Origin of the sequence: Streptomyces atratus (assembly GCF_040655115.1) — a bacterium.
Classification (GTDB): Bacteria; Actinomycetota; Actinomycetes; order Streptomycetales; family Streptomycetaceae; genus Streptomyces; species Streptomyces atratus_D.
The window spans coordinates 490155-515612 of record NZ_JBFAJH010000001.1 but is presented as its reverse complement, the minus strand read 5'-3'; the positions used below and the strand labels follow the sequence as shown (position 1 = coordinate 515612).

Sequence of the window (25458 nt, the reverse complement as noted above, 5' to 3'; positions counted from 1 at the left end):
GGCCGCCCGATCAGAGGTCACCCCGACAGGCTCTGAGGCCCGTGGGCCCCGTGCGTCCCCCGTGCTCAGCCCTTGTCGAGATACTCCTCGCGCTCCTTGTCGAGCAGGGCGGCCAGCGCGGTGCGCAGTTCGGGCAGGTGGGCCAGGTCCGGGTCCGCGGCGACGATCGTCGCCGCCTCCTCGCGGGCTGCGGCGATGACCTCCTCGTCGTCGATGACGGAGAGCATCCTCAGGGACGTGCGGACCCCGGACTGGGCCTGGCCGAGTACATCGCCCTCGCGGCGCTGTTCGAGGTCGATCCGGGACAGTTCGAAGCCGTCGAGGGTGGCGGCGACGGCGGAGAGCCGGGCTCGGGCGGGGCTCGCCTCGTGCGCCTCGCTGACGAGCAGGCACAGGCCGGCGGCGGAACCCCGGCCGACCCGGCCGCGGAGCTGGTGGAGCTGGGAGACGCCGAACCGGTCGGCGTCCATGATCACCATCGCGGTGGCGTTGGGGACGTTGACCCCGACCTCGATGACGGTCGTCGCGACGAGGACGTCGACGTGGCCCGCGGCGAAGCGCCGCATCACGTCGTCCTTGTCGTCGGGGTTCATCCTGCCGTGCAGCACCTCGATGCGCAGGCCGGCGAGGGCACCCTTGGCGAGCTGTTCGGCGATCTCCAGGACCGCGAGCGGCGGGCGCTTCTCCCCGTCCTCCTCGGCCGCCTTCTCCGCGGCCTTCTTCCTGTTCTTCTTCTCGGCCTCGTCGTCGGCGTCGTCACCGATCCGGGGGCAGACGACGTATGCCTGATGCCCGTTCTCGACCTCCTCGCGGACCCGCTCCCAGGCGCGGCTGAGGAAGTGCGGCTTGTCCTTGGCGGGGACGACGTGGCTGGCGATCGGCGAGCGGCCCGCCGGCAGCTGGTCCAGGACGGACGTCTCCAGGTCGCCGAAGACCGTCATCGCGACAGTACGGGGAATGGGGGTGGCGGTCATCACCAGCAGGTGCGGCGGTTGCTTCCCCTTGGACCGCAGGGCGTCGCGCTGTTCCACTCCGAAGCGGTGCTGCTCGTCGACGACGACCAGCCCCAGGTCGTGGAACTGCACCTTGTCCTCGATCAGCGCATGGGTGCCGATCACGATCCCGGCCTCGCCGGTGACCAGGTCGAGCAGCGCCTGACGGCGGGCCGCCATCCCCATGGACCCGGTCAGCAGCACCACCTTCGTGCCGAGGTCGGAGCCGCCCAGCGCCCGCCCGTCGCCCGACCGCCGCCCCTCCTGAGGAGGCGCTTCGCGCCACAGCCCCCAGTTCTCGGCGAGCTCGCCCATCATTTCGGTGATGGAGCGGTGATGCTGCTGGGCGAGCACCTCGGTGGGTGCGAGCATCGCGGCCTGTCCGCCCGCGTCGACGACGGCGAGCATGGCTCGCAGCGCCACCATGGTCTTCCCGGACCCGACTTCGCCCTGCAGCAGCCGGTGCATCGGGTGCTCGGTCGCGAGGTCGTCGAAGATCTCCTTGGAGACCTTCTCCTGGCCCTCGGTGAGGGTGAACGGCAGTTTGGCGTCGAATGCGTCGAGCAGTCCGCCGTGCCTGGGTCTGCGGGCCACCGCCGGGAGCTGGGTGTCCGCGTACCGGCGGCGGGCGAGCGCGACCTGCAGGACGAACGCCTCGTCCCACTTCAGTCGGTCCCTGGCGTCGGCGATGTCCGCCTTGGTCTGCGGGCGGTGGATCTTCAGCAGCGCCTCGGGCAAGGGAGCGAAGCCGCGCCCCTCGCGCAGCGGGAGCGGCAGCGGGTCGACGGCGTCCCGGGCGCTGGGCAGCACGGTGTCGACGGCCTTGGCGATCCGCCAGGAGTCGAGCTGCTTGCAGGCGGGGTAGATGGGCAGCAACCGCCCGGCGAAGGCGTCCACCGCCTCCGTGGCCTCGTCGGCGTCCGCGGTGTCGAGCAGCTGGTACGTCGGGTGCGCGAGCTGCATCTTCCGGTTGAAGACGGAGACCTTGCCCGCGAACATCGCCCGGCGGCCCGGCAGCAGCTCCTTGTGCGGCTTGTGCACCCCATGGCCGAAGAAGACGAGCTGCAGCCGCCCGCTGCCGTCGGTGAGGGTCACCTCCAGGCGCTTGCCCCTGCCGTTGTTGAACACCATGATCCGCGCGTCGGCCACCTGGGCGACGACGGTCACGTGCTCGTCCAGCGGAAGGTCGGCCAGCGCGGTGAGCTGGCCGCGCTCCTCGTACCGCCGCGGGTAGTGGTGCAGCAGATCACCGACCGTGTGCAGGTCGAGGTGTTCGGCCATCACCTTCGCGGTGGCACCGCCGAGCAGCTTCTTGAGGGGTTCATCGAACGCAGACACGCGATCCATTGCACACCACGCCACTGACAGAAGTCGCCCGCGCCACCGGAATCCCCTGGCCGGAATCGTCCCCGCACCGTTCCTGTCACCGCCCGTCCGGCGGTCGGAGGCAGCGCGGGCCGCGGGGCGCGCGCCCTACTCCACCCCGATCAGCAGCGGAGCGCACTGGCGGCCGCCCCGGTACACCGTCGTGTCCACCGCCAGGTACCCCTCGCGCACATGCTCCTGCAGCACCTCCGCCAGGCTGTCCGGCATGTCCTCGCCCAGGACCAGCGTCACGAGTTCGCCGCCCGCCGACAGCATCCGGTCGAGGACGGCCCGGGCCGTGCCGGGTACGTCCTCGCCGATGACCGCCACATCGCCGTCGATCAGCCCCAGGATGTCGCCGGCCTGGCAGATCCCCGCCATGGTCCACGACTGCCGCTCGGCGACGGCCAGTTCGGCGTACCGGGTGGCGCCGGCCGCGGCGGTCATCGCCACCACGTCCTCGTCGAAGCTGCGGTCCGGTTCGTGGACGGCGAGCGCCGCGATGCCCTGGACGGCGGCCCGGGTCGGGATCAGGGCGACCCGGATCCCTTCCGTACGGGCCTGCTCCGCGGCCGCCGCGGCCGTATGGCGCAGCTCCGCGTCATTGGGCAGGAGGACCACCTCTCGGGCGTGGGCACGACGGATCGCGTCGACCAGCTCACCGCTGGCGGGCGGCTCCCCGGGGCGGGCGAGCACCGTGGTCGCGCCGACCTCCGCGCACAGCCCGGAGAGCCCGTCGCCCGGGACCACCACGACGACACCGCGCTGTGCGGGCTCCCGATGGTGGGGGTGGGCCCGGTCGGCACCGAAGTGGGTGATCCGGATCCGGTACGGCCTGCCCGCCTCGACCCCGGCCTCCACCGCCGCACCGGCGTCGTCGACATGGACGTGGACGTTCCACAGCCCGTCGCCGCCGACCACGACGAGCGAGTCGCCGAGCCCGTCGAGCCGGGCCCTCAGCCGGTCGACGGCATCGTCCCGGGCCTCCAGCAGATAGATCACCTCGAAGGCGGGCCCGTCCGCCGGTCCGTCCGCCGCGCAGTCGGCGGCGGCAGCGGTCACGGGGGCGATGTCGGGCGTCACCCAGGTCCCGTGCGCGGGCGGCTCACCTGAGACCGCTTCGACAAGCGCCCCCAGGACGGTCACCAGGCCACGGCCTCCGGCGTCGACGACGCCCGCCCGCCCGAGGACGGCGAGCTGTCCGGGGGTCGCGTCCAGGGCCGTACGCGCCCCGTCGTAGGCCGCCTGCACGACCGCTTCCGGTCTCGGGTCGCCCGCCGTGCGCCCGGCGGCCCGGGCGGCCGCGGTGGCCACGGTCAGCACTGTGCCCTCGACCGGGTGGGCGACGGCCTGACGGGCGGCCTCGGCGGCCCGGGTCAGCGCGCGGCGCAGATGGTCCGCGTCGTGCCCATCGCCCAGCACCCCCGCCATGCCGCGCAACAGCTGCGCAAGGATCGTGCCGGAGTTCCCCCGGGCGCCGATCAGCGCCCCGTGCGCCATGGCCCGTACGACATCGGCGAGGGCGGGCACGGACGTACCGGTCGCGTGGGCGGCGAAGACCGCTTCGACGGCGCCTGCCGCCGATTCCACCGTCAGATAGAGATTGGTGCCGGTGTCTCCGTCCGCGACGGGGTAGACGTTGATCGCGTCGATCGCCTCGCGCTCCCGGCCCAGCGCCTCCAGCGCCAGTGAGCACCAGGTACGCACCGCGACGGCGTCCATGTCGTCGGCGGTCTGCGGCACCTGGTGTTCCTCCTGGAGAGCGGCCGTGCGGGCTGGCTGAACGGCAGACTAGTCCCGCCCGGGTGCGTCCGGCAGCGACAGGGGTGGGGCAGGCGGCGGGGAAACCCATGGTAGTTTCGTTCCACCGACGCGGCCGTTGTATGCTGCTTCGGTTGCCCGATGAGAGTCGGGAATTCCTCCGGTACCGCCACTTCAGTCAAATGATTCCGGCGCGCCGGAATTCACTGTAAGTGCACCTGAAGTCTTTGGAGTGACCCGTGGCTGCCAACTGCGACGTCTGCGGCAAGGGGCCGGGCTTCGGCAACAACATTTCGCACTCGCACCGCCGTACGTCCCGTCGCTGGAATCCCAACATCCAGCGCGTGCGTGCCGTGGTCGGTCGGACGCCGAAGCGGCTCAACGTCTGCACCTCGTGCATCAAGGCCGGCAAGGTCGCGCGCTGACGTTCCCGTCGTAGCGCAGCCTTCCGGTTGCCCAAAAAGCCGGTCCACCGAGGTGGACCGGCTTTTTGCTGTGCACCGGGCCCGTGCGGCTGCCGACGCTTACGGCCTCCCCCACGACGGGGAGTGGGGGAGGCCGTTACAGCTGCCAGCCGTGCCTGACCGGGCCGATCCCGGTGCCCAGCGGGAAGCCCGCCGCGATCGCCCCGGTGACGTACGTCTTCGCGGCCCGTACGGCCGTCGGTACGTCGTTGCCCCGGGCCAGCCCGCAGGCGATCGCGGCGGCGAGGGTGCAGCCCGTGCCGTGCGTGTGCCGGTTGCCGTGGCGAGGGGCGCGCAGCCAGTGCTCCTCGGTGCCGTCCGCGAGGAGGTCGACCGGTTCGCCGGGCAGGTGCCCGCCCTTGATGACGACCCAGCGCGGCCCGTATCCCAGGATCTCCGCCGCGGCCTGCCGCATTCCGGTCTCGTCCGTGACCGTCACGCCGGTGAGCTGGGCCACCTCGTCCAGGTTGGGGGTCGCCACCGTGGCGACCGGCAGCAGTTTCGTCCGTACGGAATCGAGGGCTTCGGCGGCCAGCAGCGGATCACCGTGCTTGGAGGTCCCCACCGGGTCGACGACCACCGGGGCGTCCGTTCCCGCGAGGAGTGCGGCGACGGTCTCGACAAGCGCGGCCGACGCGAGCATGCCGGTCTTCACCGCCTGGACGCCGATGTCGTCGACGACGCTGCGGTACTGGGCACGTACCGCCTCCACGGGCAGCTCCCACGCGCCCTGGACGCCCAGTGAATTCTGCGCGGTCACCGCGGTGATCACGCTCATGCCGTGCACGCCGAGCGCCAGCATCGTCTTCAGGTCGGCCTGAATGCCCGCACCGCCGCCGGAATCGGATCCGGCGACGGTGAGCACACGGGGTGGCACGAACGGAGCGAGCGGTACCTGCGGTGCGGCAGAAGATATGGGCATACGCCGCAACCTACCGGGCGTCCTCGATGGCGCCGAAGTGGTCCCAGCCACCCTTGCTGGTCCACGGGGCTCCGTCGACCGTCACCTGGGGCAGCGCCGACGGGTTGAGGACCTCGCCGATCACCTTCCAGCGGGCGGGCAGCTTCACGTCCTGGGGGAAGGTCGCGACGATCGCGTGGTCCTCTCCCCCGGTGAGCACCCACTGGAGCGGGTCCACACCGACCGCCTGCCCGATGTCCGACATCTGCGAGGGGATGTCGATCAGCCCGGACCGCAGATCGATCCGGACCTTGCTGGCCTCGGCGATGTGTCCGAGGTCGGCGACGAGTCCGTCACTGACGTCCGTCATGGCGGTGGCGCCGAGTCCGGCGGCCGCCGGGCCCGCGTGGTACGGCGGTTCGGGGCGCCGGTGGGCCTCGACGAAGGCGCGCGGCGAGCGGAAGCCGCGGGAGAGGACCGCGTACCCGGCGGCGGACCAGCCGAGCCAGCCGGTGACGGCGACGACATCGCCGGGTCGGGCGCCGGCCCGGGTGACGGGTTCGTGGTTGCGCAGATCGCCGAGTGCGGTGATCGCGACGGTGATGGTCTCCCCGCCGACGACGTCACCGCCGACCACGGCCGCCCCCGCGACCTGGCACTCGTCGCGGATGCCGTCCATCAGCTCTCCCGCCCAGGTGACCGGGAGTTCGGCGGGGACGACCAGGCCGAGCAGCAGCGCGGTGGGGACCGCGCCCATGGCGGCGATGTCGGCGAGGTTCTGTGCGGCGGCCTTGCGTCCGACGTCGTACGCCGTCGACCAGTCGCGGCGGAAGTGCCGTCCCTCCAACAGGATGTCCGTACTGGCCACGACCCTACGGTCGGGAGCGGCCACGACCGCGGCGTCGTCGCCGGGTCCGAGCCGTACCGCCGGAGTGGTGGTGAGCCGGGAAGTGAGCTCCTTGATGAGCCCGAACTCCCCCAACTCGCCCACGGTTCCCTTCACCGAGTCTCACCTCTCATCTGTCACGCCGGACGGACGTCCGGCCTGGGCGGGCGGCCGGTGGTCCGGGCCGTGGCCCGGCCGCCGCAGGGAGCAGTCTGCCCCTGTTGTCACCGGCATGCCCGTCCCCCGTCCGCACCGCCGCGCTTGCGGTCGCGGGCCTTCACTGCTGTCGGTACTGTCAAGGCATACGTCAACTCATGGCATGCGTGCGCCACGCTGTGGACGTCATCCGTTCCACAGGTCTCCCCGCGGCCCTCGGCAACGCGATACCGTGGCGTCTCTTTCCCCCACATGATCCTCGTGGCCGCCCTGGAGGTTCCGTGGTACAGGCGTACATCCTTATTCAGACCGAGGTGGGCAAGGCGTCGACCGTCGCCGAGACCATCGCGAAAATCCCGGGAGTGATCCAGGCAGAGGACGTCACTGGCCCCTACGACGTGATCGTGCGCGCGCAGTCCGGCACGGTCGATGAACTCGGCCGCATGGTGGTCGCCAAGGTCCAGCAGGTGGACGGCATCACCAGAACCCTGACCTGCCCGGTCGTCCACCTGTAGCCCCCGTCTACGCTGGGCCGGTGACTTCCTTCCGCCGCCCCGTGCTTCTCGGTCCGTCCGCCGCCGTTCTGGTGCTGGCCGCGGCGGGCTGCTCGACAACGGACGCCGCGGCGTCGATCACGGTCCCCACCCCGACGCCGGAAGTCGCAGCCTACTGCGATGCCCTGCACAAGGAGCTGCCGGCGACCGTTGCCGGACAGAACCGTGACGACTCCGGGCCGAAGTCCGAGCTGACCGCCTCATGGGGGGACGGGGCGATCGTACTGCGCTGCGGCGTCGACCGACCCGCGAAGATGGACGACCCCATGGCCAAGGGGACGGACGCGGACGGCGTCAACTGGCTGCTGGAGCAGCCGGAGGACGCCGGTCCGCGGTTCACCACGACGTATCGCAAGGCGTATGTCGAGGTGACGCTCTCGACGGCATACGCCCATGACGCCGGCCCGCTGGCGGCGTTCGCCCCGGCCGTCATGAAGACGGTCCCCAGCAGCCTGTAGCGCGGGGTCAGCGCAGGCCGGTGGGCCGGGTCAACGCCGCCTGGATCAGCCGGTCGACCAGCTCCTGGTAGCTCACACCGCTCTCCTGCCACATCCGCGGGTACATGGAGATCGGGGTGAAGCCCGGCAGCGTATTGATCTCGTTGATGACGAAGGTGCCGTCCTCGGTGAGGAAGAAGTCGGCGCGCACCAGGCCCTCACAGGAAGCAGCCTCGAACGCTTCGACCGCGAGCCGCTTGACCTCGGCGGTCTGCTCCTCGGTGAGCGGGGCGGGCACGATCCCGGACGCCGAGTCGATGTACTTGGCCTCGAAGTCGTAGAAGTCGTGCGAGGTGACCGGCGGGATCTCGGCGGGCACGCTGGCACGCGGTCCGTCCTCGAACTCCAGCACCCCGCACTCGATCTCGCGGCCGCGCAGGAGCGACTCGACGAGGAACTTGGGGTCGTGGCGGCGGGCTTCCTCGATCGCCTCGTCGAGTCCGGAGAGGTCGTCGACCTTGGTGATGCCCATGGACGAGCCGGCCCGCGCGGGCTTGACGAAGAGCGGCCAGCCGTGTTCACCGGCGAAGTCCACGATGCGCTTGCGGGCGGCGAGGCGGTCGTTGTCCCATTCGCGGGGGCGGACGACGACGTACGGGCCGACGGGCAGCCCGAACGACGTGAACACCCGCTTCATGTATTCCTTGTCCTGGCCGACCGCCGAGGCGAGCACACCCGCACCCACGTACGGCACTCCGGACAGCTCCAGCAACCCCTGAAGCGTGCCGTCCTCGCCGTACGGGCCGTGCAGGACGGGGAAGACGACGTCGACCTCGCCGAGCGCCTTGGGCACCGAGCCGGGCTCGCTGTAGACCACTTCGCGGCTGCCGGGGTCGACGGAGAGCACCACGCCACCCTCGGAGGACTCGGCCAGCTGGGCCACGTCCGGCATCTTCCGGTCCGTGATGGCCATGCGTTCGGGCTCGTCGGCGGTGAGCGCCCAGCGGCCGTCCCGCGTGATGCCGATCGGCAGGACGTCGTACTTCGTCCGGTCGATGGCGTTCAGGACGGCACCTGCCGTGACGACCGAAATGCCGTGTTCGGAGCTGCGGCCGCCGAACACGACGGCCACACGCGGCTTGCGGAGCTGCTGCTCCGGGCTCTGGGGGAGGTTCTCGCTGCTCATATCGCGACGAGCGTACCTGCTGGTACGGGTCGCGTCTGCGTCACCGGGGCCGGTCGGGCGTCAGTGCCGCTCGGCCTTCGCGCTGCGCGACATCAGCTCGCCCAGAGCGACCATCGGCGGCTTGCCCTCGTGGACGATGGAGACGACCGTCTCCGTGATGGGCATGTCGACGCCGTGCCGGTGCGCCAGATCGAGCACCGATTCACAGGACTTGACGCCCTCGGCGGTCTGCTTGGTGACGGCGATGGTCTCTTCCAGTGTCATGCCGCGGCCGAGGTTGGTGCCGAAGGTGTGGTTGCGCGACAGCGGCGAGGAGCACGTCGCCACGAGGTCGCCGAGACCCGCGAGTCCGGAGAACGTCAGCGGGTCGGCGCCCATGGCGAGACCGAGCCGGGTGGTCTCGGCGAGGCCGCGGGTGATGAGCGAGCCCTTGGCGTTGTCGCCCAGTCCCATCCCGTCGGCGATGCCGACGGCGAGACCGATGACGTTCTTCACCGCGCCGCCGAGCTCGCAGCCGACCACATCGGTGTTGGTGTACGGGCGGAAGTACGGGGTGTGGCAGGCGGCCTGGAGGCGCTGGGCCACCGACTCGTCCTGGCAGGCGACGACGGCCGCGGCGGGACGGCGTTCGGCGATCTCCTTGGCCAGGTTGGGGCCGGTGACGACGGCGATCCGGTCCGCGGAGACCTTGGTGACGTCCTCGATGACCTCGCTCATCCGCTTGGCGGTGCCGAGTTCGACGCCCTTCATCAGCGAGACGAGGACGGTGTCGGGGTCGAGGTGCGGGGCCCAGTCGGCGAGGTTGGCGCGCAGCGTCTGCGAGGGCACGACGAGGACGGCGAAGTCGGCGCCGCGCAGCGCCCGGGCGGCGTCGGTGGTGGCCCGGATGGACTCGGGGAGCTCAATTCCCGGCAGGTATTCGGGGTTGGTACGGGTCGTGTTGATGGCCTCGGCGACCTCGGCGCGGCGGCCCCAGAGGGTGACCTCGCAGCCGGCGTCGGCGAGGATCATGCCGAAGGCCGTACCCCATGAGCCGGTTCCGAAGACGGCTGCCTTTACGGGGTGCGTCACTTGAGTCCCTCTCCTTCGGCCTTGCGCCGCTGTTCGGCACGTGCCTTGCGGTGGTCGTAGAGATCGGCGGGCGCCTTCTCGCCGCGGATGTCCTCCAGCTGTGCGGTCACCGCGGCCATGATGACCTCGGTCGCCTCGCGCAGGACGTCGGGCGTCGGCTCCATGTCGTAGAACCTGGAGAGGTCGACGGGCGGTCCGGCCTGCACCTGGAGGGTCTTGCGCGGGAAGAGTTGGAGCTTCTTCTCCTTGGCGTACGGCGGCATCGCCAGGTTCGCGCCCCACTGCGCAACAGGGATGACCGGGGCCTTCGTCATCAACGCGACGCGGGCGGCGCCGGTCTTGCCGGCCATCGGCCACATGCCGGGGTCGCGGGTGAGGGTGCCCTCCGGATAGAAGGCGACGCATTCACCGCGCTCGATGGCGTCGACGGCGGCCCGGAAGGCGTCCAGCGCATTGGTCGTCTCGCGGTACACGGGGATCTGTCCGGTGCCCCGCAGCATCATGCCGACAAAGGGGGTCTTGAAGAGCCCCGCCTTGGCGAGGAGCCGCGGCACCCGACCGGTGTTGTACTGGAAATGACCGTAGGAGAGCGGGTCCAGATACGAGTTGTGATTGACCGCAGTGATGAAACCGCCTTCGGCCGGAATGTGCTCCACTCCCCGCCAGTCACGCTTGAACAGAACCACCAGCGGCGGTTTTGCGATGACCGCCGCGAGGCGGTACCAGAAGCCGATTCTGCGGCCGGACACTCGGACACCTTCCTCTACGGACCTGACGTGTGTGCCTGTCTGTGGCGGTCAAGTCTCGCCCCAGGCCCCTGCTCTGTCGAGAACACCGTACGCCCCACCCCCGCGGCCACCCCTCCGGATTGTCGCACCGGGTTGTCGTACCGGCAGGCGAGAATAGGCGGCGACGCGCACCGAGGGGGAGATGGCCACGAACACCGACCGGACCGGGCTGTGGTCCCTGGTCGTCCCGTTGAAGCCGCTGGCACGGGCCAAGAGCAGGCTGACGCAGGCGACGGGCCCGCTGCTGCGCCCCCGGCTCGCTCTGGCCTTCGCCCAGGACACGGTGGCCGCGGCCCTGGCCTGCCGGGCCGTACGGGATGTGGTGGTCGTCACGGACGACCCGGTGGCCGGGGCCGCGCTCTCGGCGCTCGGCGCGCGCATCGTTCCCGACGGACCGGCCGCCGGACTCAACGCCGCGCTCGCCCACGGCGAGCGGGCGATACGCGACCGGCGGCCCGCCGCGGCACTCGCCGCACTCAACGCGGATCTGCCCTCACTGCGTCCCGCAGAATTGGCCCGGGTACTCGAATTCGCCACTGAATTCCCGCGTGCATTTGTTACGGATGCGGCGGGAATCGGCACGACTTTCCTGTCGGCTTCGGCTGGGGTGGAATTGCGTCCGGCTTTCGGTGGCCCGTCCCGGGCCCGGCATCTTGTCTCCGGCGCGGTGGAAATAGTTCCGGCCGGTATCGACTCGGTCCGCCAGGACGTGGACACCGGCGCCGATCTGCGGGCCGCACTGGCCCTCGGGGTGGGTCCGCACACGGCGGGCAGCTTGGCCGCGGAAATGCCCGCGAGGGACCGATAGGCTGCCGTTCATGCAGGCGACCTCGTACACGTACGACCCCGAGACCCGCACCGGCAGTGTGCTGCTCGACGACGGCACCCCGGTGGAATTCGACGCCCCCGCCTTCGACGCGGGCGGCCTGCGGCTGCTGCGCCCGGGGCAGCGGGTGCGGATCGAGGTGGAGGGCGAGGGATCGACCCTGCGGATCACCCTGGTGACGCTGCAGACGTTCTGAAGGGCGCGTCCGGCCCGCGGGGCCGCTGAACGCACCCCGGACAGCCCGCGGGCCGGGCTCCCCGAGGGGAGCCCGGCCCGGCGCGTGTGAGTAGCCTTGCGCTGCTCGGTCTCACTTCTTCCGTGCGACGGCCTTCTTGGCCGTGATCTTGCGCGCCGTGACCTTCTTCGCGGGCGCCTTCTTCGCCGTGGCCTTCTTGGCGGGCGCGGTCTTGGCGGCGACGGCCTTCTTGGCGGCCGTCGCCTTCTTCGCCGCTGCGGTGGTCTTCGCGGCCGCCGTGGTCTTCTTCACGGCGGTCTTCTTGGCCGCGGCGGTCTTCGCCGCCGTCACGGTCTTCTTGGCGGTGACCTTCTTCACCGCGGCCTTCTTGGCAGCGGCCTTCTTGGCCGCGGCCTTGGTGGTCGCACGGGCGGAAACACCGCCCGAGAGGCTGCCCTTGGGCGCCTTCTTCACGGCCACATCGTGCTTGGGGAGCTTCTTCGAGCCGCTGACCAGGTCCTTGAAGCCCTGCCCGGCACGGAAACGGGGCACCGAGGTCTTCTTGACCCGCACGCGCTCACCCGTCTGCGGGTTGCGGGCGTAGCGGGCCGGGCGGTCGACCTTCTCGAACGAGCCGAAACCGGTGACCGAGACCCGGTCGCCGGCGACAACCGCACGGACGATCGCGTCGAGTACCGCGTCGACAGCGTCCGCGGCCTGCTGACGGCCGCCGACCTTGTCGGCAATCGCTTCTACGAGCTGTGCCTTGTTCACGTCTTCCCCTTCGGAGACATTGCCAGAACGTAAGTGTTCAAGCGTTTTCGCACGTTAGGCAGATATATACCGCAAATCAAACATGAAACGGGCTAATCACCCTAGTGCCGCAACGAAGTCGACCGCTGCGCAGTTCCGCAGAGGTCAGTCACCTTCGGGGAATCGGCCCTCATCGAGGTCCTTCATCAACCGGTCCAGACGCCTTGCCGCATCCGGGAGATCGTGCTTCGCCGCGGCCGTGATGACCAACAGCTTCCGGGACAGCGCCATCCGTACGCCCTCCGGGACTTGCAGTGCGCGCACTCTTGTGTGCGCGTCCTTCAATTGGTCGGCGACTTGGCCGTAAAGCTTGAGTTGGCTGTCGCGTTCCATGCACCGATTGTGCCATCTGGGGCAAGTTGTCGCCCTGTGGGGTCTCAACAAGCGACTGCGCCCCCTACCAGAAGGCAGGGGGCGCAGTACTGGAAACGCGCTGCTCAGGCGTTAATTGTACGCGGCTTGAAGGTCGGCCTTGCCACCTCATAAGTCGCAATGTCCGCTTCGTTCTGAAGGGTGAGGCTGATGTCGTCCAGGCCGTTCAGCAGTCGCCAGCGGGCGTTCTCGTCGAGCTCGAAGTCGGCGGTAATGCCCTCGGCTCGGACCTGGCGCGCCTCCAGGTCGACGGTGACCTCGGCGGCCGGGTCGGCCTCGGTCAGCTCCCACAGCGCGTCGACGACCTTCTGGTCGAGGACGACGGTCAGCAGTCCGTTCTTCAGCGAGTTGCCGCGGAAGATGTCGGCGAACCGGGAGGAGATGACGGTCTTGAAGCCGTAGTTCTGCAGGGCCCAGACGGCATGTTCACGGGAGGACCCGGTGCCGAATTCGGGACCGGCCACCAGGACCGTTGCGCCGTCCCGCTCGGGCCGGTTGAGGACGAACTCGGGGTCCTTGCGCCATGCCTCGAAGAGCCCGTCCTCGAAGCCGTCGCGGGTGACCTTCTTCAGCCAGTGGGCGGGGATGATCTGGTCGGTGTCGACGTTGCTGCGGCGCAGCGGGACGGCCCGGCCGGTGTGTGCGGTGAAAGCTTCCATGGTTCTCAGACTCCGGCGGACGTAAGGGCGTCGGACAGGTCGGCCGGCGAGGCCAGGTGGCCCAGCACGGCGGTGGCGGCGGCGACCTGCGGGGAGACCAGGTGGGTACGGCCGCCCTTGCCCTGCCGGCCCTCGAAGTTACGGTTCGAGGTGGACGCGGAGCGCTCGCCGGGGGCCAGCTGGTCGGGGTTCATGCCGAGACACATCGAGCAGCCCGCGTGCCGCCACTCGGCGCCGGCCGCGGTGAAGACCTTGTCCAGGCCCTCCTCGACCGCCTGCAGGGCGACCCGGACCGAGCCGGGCACGACCAGCATCCGTACGCCGTCGGCGACTTTGCGGCCGTCCAGGATCGCGGCCGCGTTGCGCAGGTCCTCGATCCGGCCGTTGGTGCAGGAGCCCACGAAGACGGTGTCGACGTTGATCTCACGAAGCGGCTGTCCGGCGGTCAACCCCATGTATTCCAGGGCCTTTTCGGCGGCGTTCCGCTCCGAGGCGTCCTCGTACGAAGCCGGGTCGGGGACGTGTCCCGACAGGGGCGCGCCCTGGCCGGGGTTGGTGCCCCAGGTGACGAACGGCGCCAGTTCGGCGGCGTCGATGACGACCTCGGCGTCGAAGACCGCGTCCTCGTCCGTGCGCAGCGTCTTCCAGTACGCGACCGCGGCGTCCCAGTCCTCGCCGTGCGGGGCGTGGTCGCGGCCCTTCAGGTAGTCGAACGTGGTCTCGTCCGGGGCGATCATGCCGGCCCGGGCGCCCGCCTCGATCGACATGTTGCAGATGGTCATCCGGGCTTCCATCGAGAGCTTCTCGATGGCGGAGCCGCGGTATTCGAGGATGTAGCCCTGGCCGCCGCCGGTGCCGATCCGGGCGATGATCGCAAGGATCAGGTCCTTGGCCGTCACGTCGTCGGGCAGTTCGCCGTCGATGGTGATCGCCATCGTCTTCGGACGGGCCAGTGGCAGCGTCTGGGTGGCCAGCACGTGCTCGACCTGGCTGGTGCCGATGCCGAACGCCAGCGCGCCGAACGCGCCGTGCGTGGAGGTGTGGGAGTCGCCGCAGACGACCGTGGTGCCGGGCTGGGTCAGCCCCAGCTGCGGGCCCACCACGTGCACGACGCCCTGCTCGACGTCGCCCAGCGGGTGCAGCCTCACACCGAACTCCGCGCAGTTCTTGCGCAGGGTCTCCAACTGGGCGCGGGAGACCGGGTCGGCGATCGGCTTGTCGATGTCGAGGGTCGGGGTGTTGTGATCCTCGGTGGCGATGGTGAGGTCGAGGCGCCGCACCCGGCGTCCGGCCTGCCGGAGGCCGTCGAAGGCCTGGGGGCTGGTCACCTCGTGCAGCAGGTGCAGATCGATGAAGAGAAGATCGGGCTCGCCGTCCGCGCGCCGGACGACGTGGTCGTCCCAGACCTTCTCCGCGAGTGTCCTACCCATCGCTTTCCCTCCGGCCGGCGTCTTCGCCGGCCCAACTAGAGATTTCGGTGCGCTGCCGTCCGGACCCCCGTGCGGGGCGGTGGCTACGGGCCGTTGTGCGGCCGCCCCTACAGGTTCGCAACTTCCGCCGGAAATTGAACTTGCGTTTCACAGAGTGAGACGCAAGTATCGTCGTATGGACAACTCTAGCGGCGTCGGCGTTCTCGACAAGGCGGCTCTGGTATTGAGCGCCCTGGAGTCCGGCCCGGCCACCCTCGCCGGGCTGGTCGCGGCGACCGGGCTTGCACGACCCACGGCTCATCGACTGGCTGTGGCACTGGAACACCACCGGATGGTGGCGAGGGACATGCAGGGCCGATTCATCCTCGGCCCCCGACTGGCGGAGCTCGCGGCCGCGGCAGGCGAGGACCGCCTGCTGGCGACGGCCGGCCCGGTGCTCACGCATCTGCGGGACATCACCGGCGAAAGCGCGCAGCTCTACCGCCGCCAGGGCGACATGCGGATCTGCGTGGCTGCGGCGGAGCGGCTGTCCGGACTGCGGGACACCGTGCCGGTGGGCTCCACCCTGACCATGAAGGCGGGATCCTCGGCCCAGATCCTGATGGCCTGGGAGGAGCCGGAGCGCCTGCACCGCGGCCTCCAGGGCGCCCGCTTCACGGCGACGGCGCTCTCGGGCGTGCGCCGCCGGGGCTGGGCCCAGTCGATCGGCGAGCGGGAGCCGGGCGTCGCCTCGGTCTCGGCGCCGGTACGCGGGCCGTCGAACCGGGTGGTCGCCGCGGTCTCGGTCTCCGGACCGATCGAGCGGCTGACCCGCCACCCGGGCCGGATGCACGCCCAGGCGGTCATCGACTCGGCGGCCCGGCTGAGCGAGGCCCTGCGCCGCACCGGCTGACGTACGGATCACCCGCAGGCACGGCACTCGGACCCGCCGGAACGTCCTGCCGCACAAGCCCGGCACACGGACCCGGCACAGCAGGAAATCGTTCCCCGGCCGTCCCAGCGACGTGACGGCCCCCTCTCAGCCCTTCCGCTCCGTGGACGAGCGGCGCGCGAGACGGTCCGCCGCCCGGCGTCCCCGCTCCTCGATCGGCAGCACGCCCGTCGCCGCAGCCGGTCCGTACGGCGGCATGTCGGCGTAGATCGATTCGTACGACCCCTCGGGCGCGATGTGTGTCTCGTGCCACGGTCCCACGTGCTGCCGGGACTTCTTCTCCTTGCGGTTCAACGTCGCCCAGGCCTTGTGGTGGAACATGTCGGGCGCGGCGGCGTACGCGTAGAGCTTCTCCTTCGACTCCCAGTACTGGACGACGTAGTACGTCCTCGGCGATCCGGACAGCAGGGTGTGGCCGAGCAGCCCGCGGCTCCTGTCCCGGCCCAACTCCCGCAGCATGGGCGGCATTGCCACGAGGGCCGGCAGCCAGTGGTGAACGCCCCAGAAACCGACAGCAGCTCACTACCCCTGCGACATCGAGTACGTGACCGAGCAGGCCCGCCTCATGGAGCAAGTCGCGGTCCGCGACCTGGACATGATGGAGACCTATCCGGCAGGCGCGGAGCAGGTGGAGATGGCGGTGGCCTCGGTCGTGCTGTACGAACAGCTGTTGCTGTCGCTGCGTCGGCTGGCCCAGGAGGAGGAGTCGAACCGGCGGTACGGACTCTGAGTGCGACGGGCCCGTGCGCAACGGCCCCCGGACACATGACCAAGGGTCCCTCACCGGAGTGAAGGACCCTTGATTACTTACTCTGTTGTACCCCCGACCGGATTCGAACCGGCGCTACTGCCGTGAGAGGGCAGCGTGCTAGGCCGCTACACAACGGGGGCGTATTGTACTGCATCTTGCGCTGGGCTACCAGGACTCGAACCTAGAATGACGGTACCAGAAACCGTAGTGTTGCCAATTACACCATAGCCCATGGTGAAACCCGTACCCCCGACCGGATTCGAACCGGCGCTACTGCCGTGAGAGGGCAGCGTGCTAGGCCGCTACACAACGGGGGCCCTAGCGATCCTGCATCGAAATCGTGGGTGCGACCCAGATGATCTCGCGGGAAGGATCTGTACCCCCGACCGGATTCGAACCGGCGCTACTGCCGTGAGAGGGCAGCGTGCTAGGCCGCTACACAACGGGGGCGTATTGTACAGATGAAGCTCTGCGCTGGGCTACCAGGACTCGAACCTAGAATGACGGTACCAGAAACCGTAGTGTTGCCAATTACACCATAGCCCACCAAAACTCAACCCCCAGAGGGATTTTGTTCGGCTTGCACTTCCCGACCGGATCTTCCGGCCCGCTCGGGCGGCGCAGAAAGAACATTACCCGAAGGTGTCCGGCGCTCCAAAACGGGTATCGCCCGCCAGCAGTCCGGGCAGCTGATCGAGACCGGTGATGCGCTCCAGTTCGGGCCGTCCGCCGCGCCCGCCCCGGTCCAGCCAGATCCCCTTCAGTCCCGCCGCCACCGCCCCGGCCGCGTCGATGTCCGGGTGATCTCCGACGTACACGACGTCCCGCGGCTCCAGCCCGAGCGCCTCACAGGCGGCATGGAACGCGCCGGCCTCGGGCTTGGAGATGCCGAGCTCCACGGCGCACACCACGGCCTCGAATCGGTCCCGCACGCCGAGGATGCGCAGTTTCCGGTCCTGATTGACGATGCTGGAGTTCGACAGGACGGCCTGCCGGTAGCGGCCGGCCAGCACGTCCAGGACCGGCAGGGCGTCCGGGAAGAGCGACCAGGCCGCCTCGTAGTGCACGAGGTGCCGAGCAAACCAGTCGTCGGCCTCCGCGTCCGTGAGCGGCCGGCCGAGGAACGAACGGACCCGGTCCCTGCGCTGCCCCTGGAAATCGGTCTCCCCGGCGGCGAACCGCGCCCAGTGGACGTCGGTGATCGCCCGCCAGGCGTCGAGGGCCTGCGCGGCGGAGCCGTACCCGCCGGGCAGCTCCTCGCTCTCCAGATGTTTCTGCAGGCCGACGCGGTCGGCGCCCGTGTAGTCGAAGATCGTGTCGTCGATGTCCCAGAGCACGGCTCGGATCGGCATAAGGTCACGCTACCGCCCGCCCGGTGATGGGGCCGGGGAATGCCCTGAACACCGTCCGGCACACCTGACCTGTGACAATGCGTGCATGAGTGAGCACGACAGAGACAGTCTGCTGGCCGAGGCCGTCGGGCTGCGCAATCAGGGGCAGGCGGAAGGGGCCAGGGAGCGGCTGCTGATGCTTGCCGCCGGGCATCCCGACGACGCGGAAGTGGCGTACCAGACGGCCTGGGTCCACGACGTGCTGGGCCTGGAGGCCGAAGCCGTCCCCTTCTACGAACGCAGCTTGCGGGGTGCCGGGCTGTCGGAGGAGGACCGCCACGGTGCGCTGCTCGGGCTCGGCAGCACCTATCGGGTACTGGGGCAGTACGCAAAGGCCGTCGAGACGCTGCGACTTGGCGTCGCGGAGTTCCCCGAGGACGGCGCCCTGCAGTCCTTCCTCGCGATGGCCCTGTTCAACACCGAGCAGCATCACGAGGCCACGCAGATCCTGCTGAGGCTGCTGGCCACGACCAGCCGGGACGCGTACGTCCAGCAGTACCGGCGGGCCATCGAGCACTACGCGCAGGACCTCGACGCAACCGTCTGAGGCATCCGAGTCATGCGGAAGGGGGCGGCCCCCGGAGTTGACCGGCGACCGCCCCCTTCGGGCGTGCGGGAGGCGCTTACGCCAGCTTCGCCAGCGCCGCGTCGATCCGGGCCACGGTCTTCTCGCGGCCCAGGATCTCCAGGGACTCGAAGAGCGGCAGGCCGACCGTGCGGCCGGTGACGGCGACGCGGACCGGGGCCTGGGCCTTGCCGAGCTTCAGGCCGTGCTCCTCGCCCGCGGCGAGGATCGCGTCCTTCAGAGCCTCGGCGTTCCACTCGGCGCCGATCAGCTTGGCGCGGGCGGTGACGAGCAGGGCGTCGGAGCTCTCCTTCATCGCCTTGTTCCAGGACGCCTCGTCCTCGGCCGGCTCGTCGAGGAAGAGGAAGTCGACGTTGTCCGTGATGTCCGAGAGGACGGTGACGCGGGTCTGGGCGTACGGGGCGATGGCCTCGAACTGCGCGGCGTCGAAGGCCTCCGGGGCCCACGGGGCGAACGGCGCCTTCAGCCAGGGACCGCACGCCTCGGTGAAGGTCTTCACGTCGAGACTGCGGATGTGCTCGGCGTTGATGTGCTCGCACTTCTTCAGGTCGAAGCGCGCCGGGTTGGCGTTGACGTCCTTGATGTCGAACGCCGCCACCATCTCCTCGATGGAGAAGATGTCGCGGTCCTCGGCGATCGACCAGCCCAGCAGGGAGAGGTAGTTGAGCAGCCCCTCGGGGAGGAAGCCGCGCTCGCGGTAGAGGTTGAGCGAGGCCTGCGGGTCGCGCTTGGAGAGCTTCTTGTTGCCCTCGCCCATGACGTACGGGAGGTGCCCGAAGACGGGGGTCCCCGTGGCGATGCCCAGCTCGATGAGCGCCTTGTAGAGGGCGAGCTGGCGCGGGGTGGAGGAGAGCAGGTCCTCGCCGCGCAGGACGTGGGTGATCTCCATCAGCGCGTCGTCGACCGGGTTGACCAGCGTGTAGAGGGGAGCGCCGTTGGCCCGGACGATGCCGTAGTCCGGCACGTTCTCCGGCTGGACGGTGATCTCACCGCGGACCAGGTCCGTGAAGGTGATCGCCTCGTCGGGCATCCGGAAACGGACGATGGACGTCCGGCCCTCGGCCTCGTACGCGGCGATCTGCTCGGCGCTCAGGTCACGGCAGTGGCCGTCGTAGCCGGACGGCTTGCCGGCGGCGCGGGCGGCTTCGCGGCGGTCGTCGAGCTCCTCGGTGGTGCAGTAGCAGTGGTACGCGTACCCGCCGGTCAGAAGCTTCTCGGCGACATCCTTGTAGATGTCCATGCGCTGCGACTGCCGGTACGGCGCGTGCGGACCGCCGACCTCGGGACCCTCGTCCCAGTCGAAGCCGAGCCAGCGCATCGAGTCGAGCAGCTGGTTGTACGACTCCTCGGAGTCGCGCGCCGCGTCTGTGTCCTCGATGCGGAAGACCAGGGTGCCGCCGTGGTGCCGGGCGAACGCCCAGTTGAACAGAGCGGTGCGGACCAGGCCCACGTGGGGGTTGCCGGTCGGGGAGGGACAGAAACGTACGCGGGGGGGTACCCCCTGCTCGAGCGAAGCCGAGAGCTTGGGGGAGTTCGTGTTAGCCACGCTTGATCACCTTGTTGGTGAGAGTGCCGATGCCTTCGATGGTGACGGCGACCTCGTCGCCGACGTGCAGGGGCCCGACCCCTGCCGGGGTGCCGGTGAGGATCACGTCGCCCGGGAGCAGCGTCATGGCCTCCGTGATGTGGACGACCAGATCCTCGATGGAGCGGATCATTTCGCTCGTACGGCCCAGTTGGCGTTGCTCGCCGTTGACCGTGGTCTGGATGGCGAGGTCGCTGGGGTCGAGGTCGGTCTCCACCCAGGGGCCGAGCGGGCAGGACGTGTCGAAGCCCTTGGCCCGGGCCCACTGCTTCTCACGCTTCTGGGCATCACGGGCGGTGACGTCGTTGGCGCAGGTGTAGCCGAAGATGACGTCCTTGACGCGCTCACGCGGCACTTCGCGGCACATGCGGCCGATCACGACGGCCAACTCGGCCTCGTAGTGCACTTCGTTGGAGAAGGAGGGGTACTCGATGGCGTCCCCGGAGCCGATCACCGAGGTGGTGGGCTTGAAGAAGGCGACCGGTACGTCCGGGACCTCGTTGCCGAGTTCGGCGGCGTGCTCCGCGTAGTTGCGGCCGATGGCCACGACCTTGTTGGGGAGCACAGGCGGCAGCAGCCGGACCTTGCTCAGCGGGACCTTGGTGCCGGAGAGCTCGAAGTCGGCGTACGGAATGCCTTTGATGATGTCGAGGACGAGGTCACCTGAGCCGACGGTGCCGTCGCCCTCGACCGCGCCGAAGGCGACATTGCCGTCGATGGAGAACCTGGCGATGCGCACGGGATGCTGTCGCCCCTCACTTGCTGGCTGGCTGAAGACTGACGCTCCAGGCTAACGCGGGTGAGGAGGACAACCGCGCCCATTACCCGGCGGTCGAGGCGGCTGCCGCCGCCGGGGCCACCATGAGGACGGTGCGACGCGGGTTGGCCGTCTGCGTCGGCAGGTCGACGACGTGCTCCGGCTGCTCCGGCGTCTGCAGCGCTGCGGCGTCCTTGAGGTGCGCCAGCGTGGTGCGCCGGGGGTTGGCAATGTTGCGGAACATCATCGTCGTCTTCATCTGCCGTTCGGACCCTGTCGGTACGGGCGCCGCCCGGAGGGGCGCCGGTTGTCGGATGTGCCATCCCTGTAAAGCGCCAGGCTAAACATCCAATTCCCTCCGGATCCCGAGAAGAGACGGCGATCATCATGTGAGTTTTCTCACGACCGCACCAACATTTGCCTCATTTCGGGCGGTCGAACCGGACCGGAGAAACGGACATTGCACCACTGAATGAATCATTCCGCTCCCGATCATCTCGACTGAGACACTCTCCAGCCCCACCTGTTCCGCCCCCTATCACCCGTTTTACCCCTGAACACTCTCCACGATTTGTGACTCCGTCATCACGCCACGTCACCCAGGTCACAGCCCGGTACGCGGGCCTTGTTGGAGATCGGGCACTGTGCTGGAATTCCACGCACCGCCGCAGGTTTCAGGCCGGCGCGCAGGGGGCGCAACGCAGCGCCGAGTGGCGGCGGGAAGGGGAAGAGCGCCGGTCACTCACGACCACCATGGGGCGGGTACAACGCCCCACGACGCCGACACCGTCCCACCCGTCCACGCGGAGGGACGCCTGGTCCAGAGGTTGCGACGCTAGTGCAGGGACGTTTCAAGAGGGATGGCAGCGCTGCGGCGGAACAGGAGCCGTACGGCGGGACCGACCGCGGTTCCTCGCCCCAGCACGCCCAGAACCCCGGACCGGCCGCGGCCGGCGACAGCGGCGACCGCGCACCGCGCTCAGGTGCCGCAGCCAACAGCGGCGCCGACCCGGTCGCTCCACTCCAGCCCCAGGGCCCCGTCAACACGGGTTCGCGAGTAGCTCTTCGCAACTGGCGCATCAGTACGCGTCTGGTCTCCCTGCTCGCTCTTCCGGTAGTCGCCGCGACCACCCTGGGTGGTCTGCGCATCAACGACTCCATGAACGACATACAGCAGCTGGATCACATGCAGCTGCTCACCCAGATGACCCAGCAGGCGACCACGCTCGCCCAGGCGCTCCAGGAGGAGCGCGACCAGTCGGCAGGTCCGCTGTCCAACGGCGTGAAGGCCGGCGACTTCAAGGTCACCGAACCGCGCAAGAAGACCGACCGGGCGAAGACCGCCTTCCTGCAGGCGACGTCCGGGATCGACGACGCCCGGGGCGACGACGCCCTGGAGTCGATCCACGCGAGCGTCAGCCAGATCGCCAACCAGCTCGGTCAGATCCGCGACATCCGCAAGACGGCGTATGAGGACGGCAGCCCGAGCCTCCAGACCGTCGACCAGTACAGCCAGCTGATCACCTCGCTGCTGAGCCTCTCGCAGGACATGGCGCAGGCGACCAGCAACCCGGAGATGATCAAGCGGACCCGTGCCCTGGCGGCGTTCTCCTCCGCCAAGGAGTACGCGTCGGTCCAGCGGGCGATCATCGCCGCGGCCCTGCCGGGCGGGGGCGGCAACCTGAAGGAATCGCACCTCGACGAGAACGACCAGCAGTTCGGCCGTGCCGCCCTCCGCAAGGAGAAGAAGGCCATGGAGGCGTTCGCTTCGGTCTACGCGGCCAGCGGCGAGAACGCCGACCAGCTGACGGCGCCCCTGCAGCACGGCAACCCGGAGATCAAGGCCGCCGACACCTACGCCTCGAAGGTGCTCGACGGCGCCAACGGTATGACGGGGGCGCCACGGCGTTCGTACCAGAACTGGTACGAACAGAGCTCCACCAAGATCCAGGCGATGAAGACCATCGAGGCAACCCTCCTCAGCGACATGGAGGGCAAGGCCCGCGAGCTCCGCGACGCGTCGAAGCGCGAAGCCATCATCAGCGGTGCGCTCATCCTGCTCGTGCTCGGTGTCTCCCTGGTCGGTGCCTTCGTCGTCGCCCGGTCCATGATCCGCTCGCTAAGGCGGCTGCAGGACACCGCGACCCGGGTCGCCCAGGACCGGTTGCCCGAACTCGTCAAGCAGCTCTCCGAGTCGGACCCGCAGGACGTCGACATTTCGGTCGAGTCGGTCGGTGTGCACTCCCGGGACGAGATCGGCCAGGTGGCCTCGGCCTTCGACGACGTGCACCGCGAGGCCGTCCGCCTCGCCGCCGAGCAGGCCCTCCTGCGGGGCAACGTCAACGCGATGTTCACCAACCTCTCGCGGCGTTCGCAGGGTCTCATCCAGCGTCAGCTCTCGCTCATCTCCGAGCTGGAGTCGCGCGAGGCCGACCCCGACCAGCTGTCCTCGCTCTTCAAGCTCGACCACCTCGCGACCCGTATGCGCCGTAACGGCGAGAACCTCCTCGTCCTCGCGGGCGAGGAGCCGGGCCGTCGGTGGACCCGCCCCGTCCCGCTGGTCGACGTGCTCCGTGCCGCCGCCTCCGAGGTGGAGCAGTACGAGCGCATCGAACTGTCCGCGGTGCCCGCCACCGAGGTGGCCGGCCGCGTGGTCAACGACCTCGTGCACCTGCTCGCCGAGCTGCTGGAGAACGCCACGTCGTTCTCCTCGCCGCAGACGAAGGTCCGGGTCACCGGTCACGCACTGCCCGACGGCCGGGTGCTCGTGGAGATCCACGACACCGGCATCGGCCTCTCCCCCGAAGACCTCGCGGCGATCAACGAGCGGCTCGCGTCGCCGCCCACCGTGGACGTCTCCGTCTCCCGCCGCATGGGTCTGTTCGTGGTCGGCCGGCTGTCCCTGCGTCACGGCATCCGGATCCAGCTGCGGCCGTCCGACTCCGGTGGCACGACCGCACTGGTCATGCTCCCCGTCGACGTCGCGCACGGCGGCAAGCAGCCGGGGCCGAAGCAGGTACCGGGTCAGCAGCCGTCCGCCCAGGGCGGTCTGCTCGCCGGCGGCAACGGTGCGGGCGCGGGCAACGGCAACCGTCCGGGTCCCGGCGGCGCCCCGGCGCGCGGTCTCGGCGCGGCTCCCGGTGGACAGCGCGGGCAGGTCGGTCCGGGCTCCGGTCCGCGGGCAGCGCTGCCGGCGCGCGACAACGGCCCCCGCCAGCAGCCGAACCAGCAGCCGCAGCAGGGCCAGCAGGGCCAGCAGAACGCCGGTTTCCAGAACGCCGGTTTCCAGAACGCCGGGCTGTCGAACACCGGCCCGCAGGACGCTTCTCGGCAGGATCCGCCGCGTCAGGGCGGCGGACTGGCTGGCGCCTTCGGCGGCGGTGCCCGGCTCGGCGCCCACGGTAACCAGGGCGATTCCGGTCGTACGGAGTCGGGTCAGGCCAACCTGTTCGGTCAGAACCGACCGGGACAGCCCGTTCAGCAGAACGGTCCGGGTGCCCGGCAGGCCGCGCAGCAGCCCCGGTACAACGCTCCTGACGGCCAGGGTGACTTCCAGCGGACCGGCGGTCCGGGCGACCCCGGCCATCAGCTGCCGCCCGTCGGCGGTCCGCGTGCCGAGCTGCCCGGTGGTAACCCCCAGCCGCAGCGCCCGCAGACCACCAGCTGGGGCTCCGAGGACCCGTCGATGCCGCGGCGTTCTCCGCTCGACGCCCCGCGCGGTCACGAGGAGCCCGAGTCCACCGGCCAGTTCCAGCAGCCGATGAATCCGTCCATGGACGGGCGCCCGCCGATGGACGACCGGCAGGGACCCGGCTCCACCGCCGAGTTCGTCCGCCCGGACTTCTCGGCCCCGGCCCCGCAGCACCAGGACCCGGCGAGTACCGCGCAGTTCGTCCACCCGGACTTCTCGGCCCCGGCCCCGCAGCACCAGGACCCGGCGAGCACCGCGCAGTTCGCCCGCCCGGATTTCGGTCTTCCGCAGGCCCCGCAGGACCAGGGGATGGCCGGGCCGCGTCAGGGCGGCTGGGATGCCGAGGACTTCGGCGCCCCGCGTCCGGCCGCCGCTCCCGCCCCCGAGGCGCAGTACCGTCCGGTGCTGCCGCCCCGGCCCCAGCCCGATGCGCTGCCTCCGGCAGGTGCCGGCGACGGTCGTACGCCGCTGTACGACACGCTGGAGACGAACTGGTTCCACGGCCCGCAGCAGGGTGGCCAGCAGCCGTCCGCCGAGCCGCAGGCGCCGGCCGTCCCGCAGCAGTCCGCCCCTGGGCGCCCCACTCCCCCCATGCCGCAGCGCGGTGGGGGCGACACCGGCACCACCAGCTCCTGGCGTGCCTCGCCGAACGACGAACTCGTACGGCAGGCAGAGCGGGCGAAGAAGCCCGCAGCAGGCGGAATCACCACTTCCGGACTGCCTCGCCGGGTGCCGCGTGCCAATCTGGTGCCGGGCACAGCCCAGCAGCAGAACCACCAGTCCGGTCCTCAGGTTTCGCGTGCGCCCGATGATGTGCGCGGGCGCCTGACCAATCTCCGCCGGGGTATCCAGCAGGGGCGGCAGGCCAACAACGGCCCGTCGACCGGCAGTTTCCCACTCGGCCCCACTCACCAGCAGGAGCGTTAGTTG

Annotated in this window: 23 protein-coding genes, 5 tRNA genes and 2 pseudogenes; 9 read left to right on the top strand and 21 right to left on the bottom strand. The window is 70.0% G+C overall.

All coding sequences use genetic code 11. The features are described 5' to 3' along the window. Nucleotides 1-65 precede the first annotated feature (65 nt). Both recG and AB0I23_RS02380 read right to left on the bottom strand, forming a co-directional pair. Nucleotides 66-2339, bottom strand: a complete 2274-nt coding sequence (recG, locus tag AB0I23_RS02385; RefSeq protein WP_359106068.1) for an ATP-dependent DNA helicase RecG — start codon at nt 2337-2339, stop codon at nt 66-68. 126 nt (nt 2340-2465) lie between these two features. Next, on the bottom strand, nt 2466-4100 hold the full coding sequence (locus AB0I23_RS02380) for a DAK2 domain-containing protein (RefSeq protein ID WP_359106066.1): 1635 nt from the start codon (nt 4098-4100) through the stop codon (nt 2466-2468). A gap of 257 nt (nt 4101-4357) precedes the next feature. On the opposite strand from AB0I23_RS02380, the gene rpmB reads away from it, so the two are divergent. Next, the gene (rpmB, locus tag AB0I23_RS02375) at nt 4358-4543 is read left to right on the top strand and encodes a 50S ribosomal protein L28 (RefSeq protein ID WP_030928661.1); all 186 of its coding nucleotides are present in this window, start codon (nt 4358-4360) and stop codon (nt 4541-4543) included. 136 nt (nt 4544-4679) lie between these two features. On the opposite strand, the gene thiD is transcribed toward rpmB, so the two are convergent. Beyond that, nucleotides 4680-5504, bottom strand: a complete 825-nt coding sequence (gene thiD, locus AB0I23_RS02370) for a bifunctional hydroxymethylpyrimidine kinase/phosphomethylpyrimidine kinase (RefSeq protein ID WP_359106064.1) — start codon at nt 5502-5504, stop codon at nt 4680-4682. Between the two features lie 10 nt (nt 5505-5514). Beyond that, on the bottom strand, nt 5515-6486 hold the full coding sequence (locus AB0I23_RS02365) for a thiamine-phosphate kinase (RefSeq protein ID WP_037689912.1): 972 nt from the start codon (nt 6484-6486) through the stop codon (nt 5515-5517). Nucleotides 6487-6806: 320 nt separating this feature from the next. Between AB0I23_RS02365 and AB0I23_RS02360 the strand changes: the two genes are divergently transcribed. Beyond that, complete coding sequence (locus tag AB0I23_RS02360) at nt 6807-7040, top strand: Lrp/AsnC family transcriptional regulator (protein WP_037689914.1); 234 nt, start codon at nt 6807-6809, stop codon at nt 7038-7040. Nucleotides 7041-7060: 20 nt separating this feature from the next. Next, nucleotides 7061-7537, top strand: coding sequence for a DUF3515 domain-containing protein (locus AB0I23_RS02355; RefSeq protein ID WP_436846860.1), 477 nt, complete (start codon nt 7061-7063; stop codon nt 7535-7537). 7 nt (nt 7538-7544) lie between these two features. On the opposite strand, the gene AB0I23_RS02350 is transcribed toward AB0I23_RS02355, so the two are convergent. The 3 genes from AB0I23_RS02350 to AB0I23_RS02340 are packed head-to-tail and all read right to left on the bottom strand — an operon-like array spanning nt 7545 to nt 10522. Beyond that, complete coding sequence (locus tag AB0I23_RS02350) at nt 7545-8702, bottom strand: D-alanine--D-alanine ligase family protein (protein ID WP_359106062.1); 1158 nt, start codon at nt 8700-8702, stop codon at nt 7545-7547. 60 nt (nt 8703-8762) lie between these two features. Continuing rightward, nucleotides 8763-9773, bottom strand: coding sequence for an NAD(P)H-dependent glycerol-3-phosphate dehydrogenase (locus AB0I23_RS02345; protein ID WP_359106060.1), 1011 nt, complete (start codon nt 9771-9773; stop codon nt 8763-8765). After that, nucleotides 9770-10522, bottom strand: coding sequence for a lysophospholipid acyltransferase family protein (locus AB0I23_RS02340; protein WP_359106058.1), 753 nt, complete (start codon nt 10520-10522; stop codon nt 9770-9772). The genes AB0I23_RS02345 and AB0I23_RS02340 overlap by 4 nt, the downstream gene beginning before the upstream one ends. A gap of 181 nt (nt 10523-10703) precedes the next feature. Here AB0I23_RS02340 and cofC point away from each other — a divergent pair, with 181 nt between their 5' ends. Both cofC and AB0I23_RS02330 read left to right on the top strand, forming a co-directional pair. Beyond that, nucleotides 10704-11369 (top strand): 2-phospho-L-lactate guanylyltransferase, encoded by a 666-nt coding sequence (cofC, locus tag AB0I23_RS02335; protein WP_359106057.1) that lies wholly within the window; start codon nt 10704-10706, stop codon nt 11367-11369. A 10-nt stretch (nt 11370-11379) separates the two neighbouring features. After that, nucleotides 11380-11583 carry a hypothetical protein gene (locus tag AB0I23_RS02330; RefSeq protein ID WP_359106055.1) on the top strand — a complete coding sequence of 68 codons (204 nt, stop codon included), beginning with the start codon at nt 11380-11382 and terminating at the stop codon, nt 11581-11583. 111 nt (nt 11584-11694) lie between these two features. Here AB0I23_RS02330 and AB0I23_RS02325 read toward each other — a convergent pair whose 3' ends face one another. The 4 genes from AB0I23_RS02325 to leuC all read right to left on the bottom strand — a co-directional run bounded on the left by AB0I23_RS02325 (nt 11695) and on the right by leuC (nt 14836). After that, nucleotides 11695-12336: an HU family DNA-binding protein gene (locus AB0I23_RS02325; protein ID WP_359106053.1), complete on the bottom strand. Its 642-nt coding sequence runs from the start codon at nt 12334-12336 to the stop codon at nt 11695-11697. A gap of 144 nt (nt 12337-12480) precedes the next feature. After that, nucleotides 12481-12708, bottom strand: coding sequence for a hypothetical protein (locus tag AB0I23_RS02320; protein WP_037689934.1), 228 nt, complete (start codon nt 12706-12708; stop codon nt 12481-12483). Nucleotides 12709-12812: 104 nt separating this feature from the next. Then, nucleotides 12813-13406 carry a 3-isopropylmalate dehydratase small subunit gene (gene leuD, locus AB0I23_RS02315; RefSeq protein WP_359106051.1) on the bottom strand — a complete coding sequence of 198 codons (594 nt, stop codon included), beginning with the start codon at nt 13404-13406 and terminating at the stop codon, nt 12813-12815. Nucleotides 13407-13411: 5 nt separating this feature from the next. Beyond that, entirely contained in the window at nt 13412-14836 is a 1425-nt protein-coding gene (leuC, locus tag AB0I23_RS02310; protein WP_359106049.1) for a 3-isopropylmalate dehydratase large subunit, read from the bottom strand. A 175-nt stretch (nt 14837-15011) separates the two neighbouring features. Between leuC and ndgR the strand changes: the two genes are divergently transcribed. Next, a complete protein-coding gene (ndgR, locus tag AB0I23_RS02305) occupies nt 15012-15728 on the top strand; it encodes an IclR family transcriptional regulator NdgR (RefSeq protein WP_014048551.1) in 717 nt (238 codons plus the stop codon). Nucleotides 15729-15854: 126 nt separating this feature from the next. On the opposite strand, the pseudogene AB0I23_RS02300 reads toward ndgR, so the two are convergent. Further along, nucleotides 15855-16274: pseudogene (locus AB0I23_RS02300) on the bottom strand (DUF4188 domain-containing protein); the annotation flags it as partial. A 43-nt stretch (nt 16275-16317) separates the two neighbouring features. Between AB0I23_RS02300 and AB0I23_RS02295 the strand changes: the two are divergent. After that, nucleotides 16318-16497, top strand: a pseudogene (locus tag AB0I23_RS02295) (MerR family transcriptional regulator); the annotation flags it as partial. Between the two features lie 88 nt (nt 16498-16585). Here the strand turns inward: AB0I23_RS02295 and AB0I23_RS02290 are convergent. The 6 genes from AB0I23_RS02290 to AB0I23_RS02265 all read right to left on the bottom strand — a co-directional run bounded on the left by AB0I23_RS02290 (nt 16586) and on the right by AB0I23_RS02265 (nt 17870). Next, nucleotides 16586-16658: transfer RNA gene (locus tag AB0I23_RS02290), tRNA-Glu, on the bottom strand. A 20-nt stretch (nt 16659-16678) separates the two neighbouring features. Continuing rightward, nucleotides 16679-16750: transfer RNA gene (locus tag AB0I23_RS02285), tRNA-Gln, on the bottom strand. Between the two features lie 12 nt (nt 16751-16762). Then, nucleotides 16763-16835: transfer RNA gene (locus AB0I23_RS02280), tRNA-Glu, on the bottom strand. Nucleotides 16836-16895: 60 nt separating this feature from the next. Beyond that, nucleotides 16896-16968, bottom strand: a tRNA-Glu gene (locus AB0I23_RS02275). 24 nt (nt 16969-16992) lie between these two features. Continuing rightward, nucleotides 16993-17064: transfer RNA gene (locus tag AB0I23_RS02270), tRNA-Gln, on the bottom strand. An 86-nt stretch (nt 17065-17150) separates the two neighbouring features. After that, nucleotides 17151-17870 (bottom strand): HAD family hydrolase, encoded by a 720-nt coding sequence (locus AB0I23_RS02265; RefSeq protein WP_359106047.1) that lies wholly within the window; start codon nt 17868-17870, stop codon nt 17151-17153. A gap of 85 nt (nt 17871-17955) precedes the next feature. Here AB0I23_RS02265 and AB0I23_RS02260 point away from each other — a divergent pair, with 85 nt between their 5' ends. Then, nucleotides 17956-18456 (top strand): tetratricopeptide repeat protein, encoded by a 501-nt coding sequence (locus AB0I23_RS02260; protein WP_359106045.1) that lies wholly within the window; start codon nt 17956-17958, stop codon nt 18454-18456. Nucleotides 18457-18532: 76 nt separating this feature from the next. Here the strand turns inward: AB0I23_RS02260 and gltX are convergent, their stop codons facing one another. From gltX to AB0I23_RS02245, 3 genes are all read right to left on the bottom strand, one after another. Then, the gene (gene gltX / locus AB0I23_RS02255) at nt 18533-20041 is read right to left on the bottom strand and encodes a glutamate--tRNA ligase (RefSeq protein ID WP_359106043.1); all 1509 of its coding nucleotides are present in this window, start codon (nt 20039-20041) and stop codon (nt 18533-18535) included. Beyond that, a complete protein-coding gene (locus AB0I23_RS02250) occupies nt 20034-20819 on the bottom strand; it encodes a fumarylacetoacetate hydrolase family protein (protein ID WP_266981119.1) in 786 nt (261 codons plus the stop codon). The genes gltX and AB0I23_RS02250 overlap by 8 nt, the downstream gene beginning before the upstream one ends. 82 nt (nt 20820-20901) lie before the next feature. Next, a complete protein-coding gene (locus tag AB0I23_RS02245) occupies nt 20902-21096 on the bottom strand; it encodes a hypothetical protein (RefSeq protein WP_359106041.1) in 195 nt (64 codons plus the stop codon). A 579-nt stretch (nt 21097-21675) separates the two neighbouring features. Here AB0I23_RS02245 and AB0I23_RS02240 point away from each other — a divergent pair. Beyond that, nucleotides 21676-25455, top strand: a complete 3780-nt coding sequence (locus tag AB0I23_RS02240) for a sensor histidine kinase (RefSeq protein ID WP_359106040.1) — start codon at nt 21676-21678, stop codon at nt 25453-25455. Nucleotides 25456-25458 lie beyond the last annotated feature (3 nt).